The sequence below is a fragment of the Tepidimonas sp. genome, assembly GCF_029335975.1.
GTDB lineage: Bacteria > Pseudomonadota > Gammaproteobacteria > Burkholderiales > Burkholderiaceae_C > Tepidimonas.
The window spans coordinates 1-9998 of record NZ_JARJMT020000144.1 but is presented as its reverse complement, the minus strand read 5'-3'; the positions used below and the strand labels follow the sequence as shown (position 1 = coordinate 9998).

Below are 9998 nucleotides of genomic sequence, written 5' to 3'. Positions count from 1 at the left end.
TCGCGCCCGGCAGCGGCGAGGTCGTCGAAGCGGTCAACTTCAACGACCCGGCGCAGACCGTGATCGCCGGCTCCAAGGCCGCGGTGGACAAGGCGTGCGAGCTGCTCAAGGCGCGCGGCGCCAAGCGTGCGCTGCCGCTGCCGGTCTCGGCGCCGTTCCATTCCAGCCTGATGCGCCCGGCGGCCGAGGCGCTGCGCGCGGCGTTGGCCGAGGTGCAAATCCAGACCCCGGCGATCCCGGTCGTCAACAATATCGATGTCGCGGTGGAGACGGAGCCGGCGCGCATCCGCGACGCGCTGGTGCGCCAGGCTGCGGGCCCCGTGCGCTGGGTGGAGTGCGTGCAGGCGCTGCAGGCGCGCGGCGCCCAGGCCATCGTCGAGTGTGGCCCTGGCAAGGTACTGGCGGGGCTGACCAAGCGCATCGCGCCGCCGCTGCAGGCCGCGGCGCTCTACGACCCCGCCACCCTGGCCGAGGTGCGCGCTTTGCTGGCGGGCTGATCCGCGCGCCGCTGGCCACCCCATCGAACACGCAGGAGAAATCGACCCATGTCTGAACCGGTTTTCGTGGGCCAGGTGGCCCTGGTCACGGGCGCTTCGCGCGGCATTGGAGCGGCCATCGCGCGCGAGCTGGCCGGCCGTGGCGTGCGCGTAGTCGGCACCGCCACCCGCGAAGACGGCGCCCAGCGCATCACGCAGGCGCTCGCGGGCTTCGAGGGCTGCCGCGGCGTGTGCCTGGATGTCAACGACGCTCCCGCCGCCGAGGGGCTGGTCGACACCCTGGTCAAAGAGCACGGGGCGCTGCACATTCTGGTCAACAACGCCGGCATCACACGCGACATGTTGGCCATGCGGCTCAAGGACGAGGACTGGGACGCGGTGCTCGACACCAACCTGAAGGCGGTGTTCCGTCTGTGCCGCGCCGCGATTCGCCCGATGATGAAGCAGCGCTACGGTCGCATCGTCAACATCACCAGCGTCGTCGGCGCCTCGGGCAACCCGGGGCAGGCCAACTATGCGGCCGCCAAAGCCGGGGTGGCTGGCATGACGCGCGCGCTGGCGCGCGAGTTGGGCAGCCGGCGCATCACGGTCAACTGCGTGGCGCCGGGTTTCATCGAAACCGACATGACCGCCAGCCTGCCGCCCGAACAGCAGCAGGCTCTGCTGGCGCAGATTCCACTCGGCCACCTCGGCAAGCCAGCGGACGTGGCACATGCGGTGGTCTTCCTGGCCAGTCCACAGGCGGGCTATATCACCGGGCAGGAGCTGCATGTCAACGGCGGCATGTTCATGGCCTGATCTCTGTTCGACCACCGGCCGGCGCATCCCCCGATGGCGGGGCCGCTACAATGCCAAGGCTGTTTCAACCACCCGACGAGGGAACTATGAGCGACATCGAAGCACGTGTGAAGAAAATCATTGCCGAGCAACTTGGCGTGGAGGAGAGCCAGGTCACCCCGGAGAAGGCCTTCGTCGCCGACCTGGGCGCCGACTCCCTCGACACCGTGGAGCTGGTGATGGCCCTCGAAGACGAGTTCGGCATCGAGATCCCCGACGAGGACGCCGAGAAGATCACCACCGTGCAGCAGGCGATCGACTACGCCAAGGCGCACCAAAAGGCCTGATCCTCCATGAGCCGCCGCCGTGTCGTCGTGACCGGCTTGGGCTGCATCAGCCCCGTGGGCAACACGGTGGAGGCGGCCTGGGCCAACCTGCTCGCGGGCCGCTCTGGCATCGACCGCATCACCAAGTTCGATGCCAGCGCCTTCGCCTGCCAGATCGCCGGTGAGGTCAAGCATTTCGACCTCGCGTCCTACATCCCGCCCAAGGAGGCGCGGACGATGGATACCTTCATCCACTACGGCATCGCTGCCGCGGCTCAGGCCGTGGCCGACGCGGGTCTGCCGGTGGGCGAGGCGCTGTCCGAGGACGAAGCCTGTCGCATCGGCTGCGTGATTGGCTCGGGCATCGGCGGCCTGCCGCTTATCGAAGCGACGCACACAGAGCTCAGCCAGCGCGGCCCGCGGCGCATCTCGCCGTTTTTCGTGCCCGCCTCCATCATCAACATGGTGGCCGGCCATGTGTCCATGCGCTATGGCTTCAAGGGCCCCAACTTGGCGGTCGTCACCGCCTGCACCACCGGCCTGCACTGCATTGGCGAGGCGGGGCGCATGATCGAGTACGGCGATGCGGATGTTGTGATTGCCGGCGGGACCGAATCGACGGTGTCCCCCTTGGGCATCGGCGGTTTTGCCGCGATGCGGGCCTTGTCCACGCGCAACGACGATCCGCAGGCCGCCTCGCGCCCGTTCGACAAAGACCGCGATGGCTTCGTACTGGGCGAGGGAGCCGGCGTGCTCGTGCTGGAAGAATACGAGCACGCCAAGGCGCGCGGAGCCAAGATCTACGCCGAGCTGGCCGGCTATGGCATGAGCGCCGATGCGGGCCACATGACCGCGCCCAACATGGACGGGCCGCGTCGCTCCATGCTCAACGCCCTGCGCAACGCCGGTGTGAATGCGGATCAGGTGGACTACCTCAACGCACACGGCACCTCCACCCCGCTTGGCGACATCAACGAGACCCGCGCCATCAAGGCTGCGCTGGGCGATCATGCCCGCCGCACGGTCATCAGCTCCACCAAGTCGATGACGGGCCACGTGCTGGGTGGCGCGCGCGGGCTGGAAAGCGTCTTTACCGTGCTCGCTGTATATCTCCAGAAGATTCCGCCGACGATCCATCTGGTCGAGGCGGACGCCGAGTGCGATCTGGACTACTGCGCCAACACGGCGCGGGATGCCCGCATCGACGTGGCGCTGAAGAACAATTTCGGCTTCGGCGGCACCAACGGCACGCTGGTCTTCAAGCGGGTCTGAGCCCCATGGCCCGCACCGGGGCAGCCGGCATCCGCTATCCGGTCGGCTCTGCACGGCTGGATGCCTGCGCCGCTGCAATCGGCTTGAGCAGCGGCTTGGTCGCGCTGGGCCTGTGGGCCTGGGTGCGGCCCGATCTCCCTGCGGCATGGTGGGGGCTGGCGGCCGCCGTGGCCGGCTCGGCCTGCTGGGCCATCTGGGGCTTGCGCCACACCCGGTATGGCGAGTTGGCGTGGCAGCCCATGACGGACCCCCATGGAGCAGTGGCCGGCACATGGCGCTGGATGGGGACGGCGCGCCCGTCTGGAATCCCCTTGCAGGCGGTGCGTGTGGCGTGGGACTGCACGAGCGTGGTGCTGCTGGAGGCCCGAGCGTCGGATGGGCAGCGCTTGTGGCTGTGGTGCCAGCGGGATGCCGCCGGCGACGATCCCGCGGACTGGCTGACCTTGCGCCGCGCCCTGGCGGCGGCGGCCGACCCCGAGGGCCAATCGGGTATATTCAGGCGCCCCGCGCCGACGCCATGATGGACGAAATTCGCCACTCCCCCGACGCCGACGCCGCGCTCGTGCAGCGCGCGGTTGCGGGGGATCAGCGGGCGTTCGAGTTGCTGGTCATCAAATACCAGCGCCGGGTCGAGCGCCTGATCGGGCGCCTTGTGCGCGACACCGATCTCGTCCCTGATCTGGCCCAAGAGACCTTCATTCGCGCTTATCGGGCGTTGGGGCAGTTTCGGGGGGATGCCCAGTTTTACACCTGGCTCTACCGCATCGCCGTCAACACCGCCAAGAAGGCGCTACAGGAGCTCAAGCGCGATCCGCTGGTGTCCATGAGTGCGTTGCACAGCGGGGACGATGGCGATGAAACTTCTGCACTGGAGCAGGAACTAACCGTGCAGGTGGCCGATACGGAAACCCCGGACGCGGTGCTGGCGAGCAAGGAAATCGCCCAGGCGGTGCAGGCGGCGGTCGATGCCCTGCCGACCGAGCTGGCTCAGGCGATCACGCTGCGCGAAATCGACGGTCTCAGTTACGAGGAGATCGCGCAGGCGCTCGACTGCCCGATTGGAACGGTGCGTTCGCGCATCTTCCGCGCCCGGGAGGCGATATCGGCGCGCATCAAGCCCATGCTGGAGCGCCAATCCGGCAAGCGTTGGTAGCGCAGCCGTGCAAGGCCACCCGATTGGATGTCGACCATGAAGTTTGTAGCCCCATCGAACGATCCGTCCGCCACCGAGGCTGCGCGGCGAGAATGGCTGTCGGCACTGTTCGACGGCGAATGCCAGCCCTTGCAGGCGCTGAGCGCACTCGACGGGGCCGACCCGGGCGATGACCGGGCGACCTGGGATGCGTACCGTTGTATTGGCGATGCCCTGCGCGCCCAAGCAAGCCGCGCCGAGACGGGGGCCGACCCCGCTTTCGTGCGTGCCGTCATGGCGCAAGTGGCGGCGCAACCCGTGCCGCCGCGCAGCGATGCGCCCACGGTCGTGGTGCATCCGCAGCCACTCGCGGCCAACGATGCCGTTTTCCGCTGGAAGGTAGCGGCGGGCGTGGCCGCGCTGGCGGCTGTGCTGGCCGTCGCCTGGCAGGTCGGGGTTGTGCCGGGTGTGGTCGAGACCGCTCCACGCATGGCCCAGGCCGAGCCGCCCCAGACCCAGGCCGTAACTGCGGGCCCGCCCAGCGCCGCGACACCGGTGCCGGCTGCGGTGGTGCGCGATCCCCAGCTCGAGGAGCTGATCGCTGCGCATCGCCAGTGGGGCGGGGCCTCGGCGCTGCAGAGCAGCGCCGGTTTTCTGCGGGCGGCCAGCTACGATGTACCGGCGCGCTGAGGCAGGGTGTAGCGGTCCATGACGATCTGTGACGCATCGTTTGCTCGCCGCAGTGCAGGCTGGGCGGGCCGGATCGCCGCAGCGGCCTTGGGCCTGATCCTGCTGTGGGCCGGGATGCCGACTGCTCGGGGCGCGAGCCTCGAGCCAGCGGGCGATATCCAGGCCTGGATCGAGCGGCTGCATGAGGCCACCCGCAACCGTGCCTACAGCGGGACCTTCGTCGTTACACGCGGCAGCGAAATCGTCGCAGCGCGCTTCGCGCACGTCTGCGATGGACGGCAGCAGATCGAGCGCATCGAGGCGCTCAACGGGCCAACACGCATCACCTGGCGCCGCGACGACGAGGTCATGACCCTGTTGCCGGACAAGCTGTGGGCGGTGCGCGATCGGCGCGAGCTGCTGCGCCTGTTCCCGGGGCCGGTGCGGGTGCCGGGTATCGACGTCGCGGATTTCTACCGCGCGCAAGTGGTCGGCAGCGAGCGGCTGGCCGGCTTTGAGGCTTGGGTGGTGGAGTTTCAGCCGCGCGATACGTTGCGTTACGGCTACCGCATCTGGTCTGAGAAGCGAACCGGCCTGGCGCTCAAACTGCAGACGCTCGGGGCCAGTGGCGAAGTGCTGGAGCAGGTTGCCTTCACCGAGCTGCAGCTCGATGTGCCGCTGCGGTTGGAGGCGCTGGTGCGCCAGATGGACGACACGCGTGGCTACCATATCGAGCGCCCGGCGTTGCGCAAAACCACGCCGGAGGCCGAAGGCTGGCGGCTGAAGGCCGAGGTGCCAGGCTTTCGCCCGGTCACCTGCTGGGCCCGGACCGAGGAGTCGGCGCGGACGCGTGCTCCGCTGCAGTGCGTCTACTCCGACGGACTGGCATCGGTGTCGCTGTTTTTCTCGGCAGCCGATAGACCCGCTGTTCACCGCACTCAAGCGGGGGCGACACAGGTGCTGTCCGAGCGGATTGCGGGCCACGCTGTCACCGCGCTGGGCGAGGTGCCGCTGGTCACATTGCAACATTTTTTGGGCGCACTCGAGCGCGCGCGATGAGTCGCCCGCGGAACCGGCTCCGCCCAACGGCCGGGACCCTTCAACGAGGATTCCAAATGATGAACCGATCTGAACCTAACGTGGTAGCGGGCATGTCGCCGCGGCGTCGTTCCCTGGCGCTGGCGGCTGTCTCGCTGGCAGCAGCCGTTGCCCTGCTGTGGGGCGCCGCGCAACATGTCGTTGGTGCGCAACCAGCGATGGGGGCGGCTGCGCCTGCCAGCACGGAGTCGGCCGCAGCGCGCCTGACCGGGTTGCCGGATTTCACGGTGCTGGTCGATGAGGTTGCCCCGTCCGTCGTCAACATCCGCACGGTCGAGCGCGTGCAGTCCGGCGGGCCGGAGTCCGGTGCGCCGGATGAGGAGATGCGCGAGTTTTTCCGCCGCTTTGGCATTCCGCTGCCCCCGGGTGCGTTGCCGCGCGGCCCCCAGCGCCGCGACCGTGGGCCGGAGCAGCGCCAGCGCGGGGTGGGTTCTGGCTTTGTCTACAGCGCCGACGGTTTCATCATGACCAACGCGCATGTCGTCGACGGCGCCGACGAGGTGATCGTGACCTTGCCGGACAAGCGTGAGTTCAAGGCGCGTGTGGTCGGCGCCGACAAGCGCACCGACGTGGCGCTGGTCAAAATCGACGCCACCGGCCTCAAGCCGGTGCGCGTCGGCGATGTCGAGCGGCTCAAGGTCGGCGAATGGGTGATGGCCATCGGCTCGCCGTTCGGGCTGGACAACACCGTCACGGCCGGTATCGTCAGCGCCAAGCAGCGCGAGACCGGCGACTTCCTGCCGTTCATCCAAACCGACGTGGCGATCAACCCCGGTAACTCCGGCGGGCCGCTGATCAACATGCGTGGCGAGGTGGTCGGCATCAACAGCCAGATTTACTCCCGCTCCGGCGGCTTCATGGGCATCAGCTTCGCCATCCCGATCGACGAGGCGGTGCGCGTCGCCGAGCAGCTCAAGGCCAATGGCAAGGTCACCCGCGGGCGCATCGGCGTGGCCATCGAGCCGGTGGACAAGGACGTGGCCGAGTCGCTGGGCCTGCCGCGGCTGGGCGGGGCGTTGGTGCGTGGGGTGGAGGATGGCTCGCCTGCGGCCAAGGCTGGCATCGAGCCGGGTGACATCATCCTGCGCTTCGACGGCAAGGCGATCGACAAATCGGCAGACCTGCCGCGCATCGTCGGCAATACCAAGCCGGGCACGCGTGCCACGGTCGAGGTGTGGCGGCGCGGGGCGACCAAGACCGTTACCCTCACCGTGGGTACATTCGAAGATGAATCGGTGGCCGCTTCGGCGGCGCAAGAGCCCAAGGCGGCCAAGGCCGGCCCGCTCGGCCTGAGCGTGCGCGAGCTGACCGCCGCCGAGCGGCGCGAGCTGAAAGTCTCCGGTGGCGTGCGCGTCGACGAGGTGACCGGTCCCGCTGCCGCGGCCGGTGTGCGACCGGGCGATGTCATCGTCGGTCTGGGCAATCAGACCATCGCCAGCGTGCGCGAATTGGAGCGCGCCGTGGCCGATTGGCCCAAAGGCCGGCCGATGAGCCTGCTCATCCGCCGCGGCGACTGGGCGCAGTGGGTGTTGGTGCGGCCCTGAGCGGCACCCTCTGCGGCCACAGCCGCACAACGCCTACAATCCCGGCTTTGAACCGATCGGGCGCGCTGCTTGGGAAGCGCGCCCTTTTTCTGTGGCCATGAAGCACATCCGCAACTTTTCCATCATCGCGCACATCGACCATGGCAAGAGCACCCTGGCCGACCGCCTGATCGCGCGCTGCGGGGGCCTGAGCGAGCGTGAGATGACCGAGCAGGTGCTCGACTCCATGGATCTGGAGAAAGAGCGCGGCATCACCATCAAGGCCCAGACCGCCGCGCTGCAGTATCGCGCGCGCGACGGACAGGTCTATCACTTGAATCTGATCGACACGCCCGGGCATGTGGACTTCTCCTATGAGGTCAGCCGCTCGCTGTCGGCGTGCGAGGGCGCGTTGCTGGTGGTGGACGCGAGCCAGGGTGTCGAGGCGCAAACGGTGGCCAACTGCTACACCGCGCTGGACCTGGGTGTGGAGGTGTTGCCAGTCCTCAACAAGATGGATCTGCCGCAGGCCGACCCCGAGCGCGCCCAGCGAGAGATCGAGGACGTCATCGGCATCGATGCCTCGGAGGCCATCCCCTGCTCGGCCAAGACCGGTATGGGCATCGACGACATTTTGGAGGCGGTGGTGGCCAAGATTCCGCCGCCGCACGGCAACCCGGATGGACCGCTGCGAGCGATGATCATCGACTCCTGGTTCGACAACTATGTCGGCGTGGTGATGCTGGTGCGGGTGGTGGATGGCTGCCTCAACCGGGGTGACCGCATCCGGCTGATGGCTACGGGCGCGCAGTACCCTTGCGAAAAGCTGGGGGTATTCACGCCTGCCAACCAGCCGCGCGAGCGCCTGCAAGCCGGCGAGGTGGGCTATGTCATCGCCGGCATCAAGGAGCTCAAGTCGGCCAAGGTGGGCGACACCATCACATCGTTCAAGACCGCCAGCGGCGCCAACCTGGCCGCAGCCACCGAGCCGCTGCCTGGCTTCAAGGAAGTGCAGCCGCAGGTGTTTGCCGGGCTGTATCCGACCGAGGCCAGCGAATACGACCAGTTGCGCGACGCGCTGGAAAAGCTGCAGCTCAACGACGCGTCGCTGCATTTCGAGCCCGAGGTATCGCAGGCGCTGGGCTTTGGTTTCCGCTGTGGCTTTTTGGGTCTGCTGCACATGGAGATCGTGCAGGAGCGGCTGGAGCGCGAGTTCGACCAGGACTTGATCACGACCGCTCCGAGCGTGGTGTACCAGGTGGTCAGGGGCGATGGTGAGGTGCTGATGGTGGAAAACCCCTCGCGCATGCCCGAGCCGAGCAAAATCCAGGAAATCCGCGAGCCCATCGTCACGGTGCACATCTATCTGCCGCAGGACTATGTGGGCCCGGTGATGACGCTGTGCAACGGCAAGCGCGGCGTGCAGCTCAACATGGCCTATCACGGCAAGCAGGTGATGCTCACCTACGACCTGCCGCTGGCCGAGATCGTGCTGGACTTCTTCGACAAACTCAAATCCGTCAGCCGCGGCTACGCCTCGATGGACTACGAGTTCAAGGAGTACCGCGCCTCGGATGTGGTGAAGGTGGACATCCTGCTCAACGGCGAGAAGGTGGATGCGTTGTCGATGATCGTGCACCGCAGCCAGTCCCAGTCGCGCGCGCGCGCGGTGGTCAGCAAGATGCGCGAGATCATCAGCCGCCAGCAGTTCGACGTCGCCATCCAGGCCGCCATCGGCGCCAACATCATCGCCCGCGAGACGGTCAAGGCGCTGCGCAAGAATGTGCTGGCCAAGTGCTACGGCGGCGACATTACCCGCAAGCGCAAGCTGCTGGAAAAGCAAAAAGCCGGCAAAAAGCGCATGAAACAGATCGGCACCGTCGAGGTGCCGCAGGAGGCCTTCCTGGCCATCCTGCAGGTGGAGGAGTCATGAACGACCAAACCATGGGCGCCCTCACGGGTGTCGTCTTGGCGGCATTCGCCGGCTACGGCGTCGCGTGGTATGCCGGCGCCATCGATGGCAATTTTGCGCTGCTGCTGCTGCTGGCCGTGGTGGTCACGGGCGCCTACTGGATCGCCGAGCGCTGGGTGTTTTTGCCGCGCCGACGCGCTGCCGCAGAACGCGCTGTGGCCGAGGTCCAACGTCGCCGCGAAGAATTGGCCCGCCAGGGCATCACCACCGATGCAGGCGACCCCGAGGCCCTGCGCCGCCAGCTGCTGGCCCAGCCCTGGTGGCTGGACTGGACGGCGGGATTGTTCCCCGTCATTTTGGCGGTTTTTCTGCTGCGTTCTTTTTTGTTCGAGCCGTTCAAGATCCCGTCTGGCTCCATGATCCCGACGCTGCGGGTGGGGGATCTGATCCTGGTCAACAAATACCACTACGGCATCCGTTTGCCGGTCGTCCACACCAAGATCGTGGACAACCACAGCCCGCAGCGGGGCGATGTGATCGTCTTTCGCTATCCGCCCCAGCCCAGCCTGGACTACATCAAGCGCGTCGTCGGCGTGCCGGGTGACGAGGTGGCGTATCTGAACAAGCAACTCTTCATCAACGGCCAGCCGGTGCCGCGCACCGCGGAAGCGGATTTTTACGACGCCCAAGCCATGCGCTACCACAAACAGTTCGTCGAGGAGATCGGCGGCCGCCGAGTGCACACGCTGCTCGACGATGAGCGGCCGGCGTTCATCCCGGTGGTGGCAGATT

11 protein-coding genes are annotated in these 9998 nt (G+C 67.4%); all 11 read left to right on the top strand.

All coding sequences use genetic code 11. From position 1 onward, the window contains the following. Positions 1–497 (top strand): ACP S-malonyltransferase (locus tag P3W97_RS07800; RefSeq protein WP_300845488.1); only part of this gene is annotated, 497 nt, incomplete at its 5' end. Between the two features lie 48 nt (positions 498–545). Next, entirely contained in the window at positions 546–1295 is a 750-nt protein-coding gene (gene fabG / locus P3W97_RS07795; RefSeq protein ID WP_300845486.1) for a 3-oxoacyl-ACP reductase FabG, read from the top strand. 86 nt (positions 1296–1381) lie between these two features. Further along, entirely contained in the window at positions 1382–1621 is a 240-nt protein-coding gene (acpP, locus tag P3W97_RS07790) for an acyl carrier protein (RefSeq protein ID WP_068606668.1), read from the top strand. 6 nt (positions 1622–1627) lie between these two features. Beyond that, on the top strand, positions 1628–2872 hold the full coding sequence (fabF, locus tag P3W97_RS07785) for a beta-ketoacyl-ACP synthase II (protein WP_300845479.1): 1245 nt from the start codon (positions 1628–1630) through the stop codon (positions 2870–2872). 5 nt (positions 2873–2877) lie between these two features. Beyond that, positions 2878–3393: a hypothetical protein gene (locus P3W97_RS07780; RefSeq protein WP_300845477.1), complete on the top strand. Its 516-nt coding sequence runs from the start codon at positions 2878–2880 to the stop codon at positions 3391–3393. After that, a complete protein-coding gene (rpoE, locus tag P3W97_RS07775; RefSeq protein WP_300845475.1) occupies positions 3393–4025 on the top strand; it encodes an RNA polymerase sigma factor RpoE in 633 nt (210 codons plus the stop codon). Before P3W97_RS07780 ends, rpoE begins: the two co-directional genes overlap by 1 nt. 36 nt (positions 4026–4061) lie before the next feature. Next, positions 4062–4694: a sigma-E factor negative regulatory protein gene (locus P3W97_RS07770; protein WP_300845473.1), complete on the top strand. Its 633-nt coding sequence runs from the start codon at positions 4062–4064 to the stop codon at positions 4692–4694. Between the two features lie 18 nt (positions 4695–4712). Then, positions 4713–5732: a MucB/RseB C-terminal domain-containing protein gene (locus P3W97_RS07765; RefSeq protein WP_300845471.1), complete on the top strand. Its 1020-nt coding sequence runs from the start codon at positions 4713–4715 to the stop codon at positions 5730–5732. Positions 5733–5929: 197 nt separating this feature from the next. After that, the gene (locus P3W97_RS07760) at positions 5930–7315 is read left to right on the top strand and encodes a DegQ family serine endoprotease (protein ID WP_300845494.1); all 1386 of its coding nucleotides are present in this window, start codon (positions 5930–5932) and stop codon (positions 7313–7315) included. 97 nt (positions 7316–7412) lie between these two features. Further along, positions 7413–9227, top strand: coding sequence for a translation elongation factor 4 (gene lepA / locus P3W97_RS07755; RefSeq protein WP_300845438.1), 1815 nt, complete (start codon positions 7413–7415; stop codon positions 9225–9227). Positions 9228–9238: 11 nt separating this feature from the next. Next, a partial coding sequence (gene lepB, locus P3W97_RS07750; protein WP_300845491.1) for a signal peptidase I occupies positions 9239–9998 on the top strand: 760 nt, incomplete at its 3' end.

Excerpts from the sequence above, each read along its gene's own strand:
- fabG (WP_300845486.1), top strand. The coding sequence starts at position 546 with ATGTCTGAACCGGTTTTCGTGGGCCAGGTGGCCCTGGTCACGGGCGCT.
- acpP (WP_068606668.1), top strand. The coding sequence starts at position 1,382 with ATGAGCGACATCGAAGCACGTGTGAAGAAAATCATTGCCGAGCAACTT.
- fabF (WP_300845479.1), top strand. The coding sequence starts at position 1,628 with ATGAGCCGCCGCCGTGTCGTCGTGACCGGCTTGGGCTGCATCAGCCCC.
- P3W97_RS07780 (WP_300845477.1), top strand. The coding sequence starts at position 2,878 with ATGGCCCGCACCGGGGCAGCCGGCATCCGCTATCCGGTCGGCTCTGCA.
- rpoE (WP_300845475.1), top strand. The coding sequence starts at position 3,393 with ATGGACGAAATTCGCCACTCCCCCGACGCCGACGCCGCGCTCGTGCAG.
- P3W97_RS07770 (WP_300845473.1), top strand. The coding sequence starts at position 4,062 with ATGAAGTTTGTAGCCCCATCGAACGATCCGTCCGCCACCGAGGCTGCG.
- P3W97_RS07765 (WP_300845471.1), top strand. The coding sequence starts at position 4,713 with ATGACGATCTGTGACGCATCGTTTGCTCGCCGCAGTGCAGGCTGGGCG.
- P3W97_RS07760 (WP_300845494.1), top strand. The coding sequence starts at position 5,930 with ATGGGGGCGGCTGCGCCTGCCAGCACGGAGTCGGCCGCAGCGCGCCTG.
- lepA (WP_300845438.1), top strand. The coding sequence starts at position 7,413 with ATGAAGCACATCCGCAACTTTTCCATCATCGCGCACATCGACCATGGC.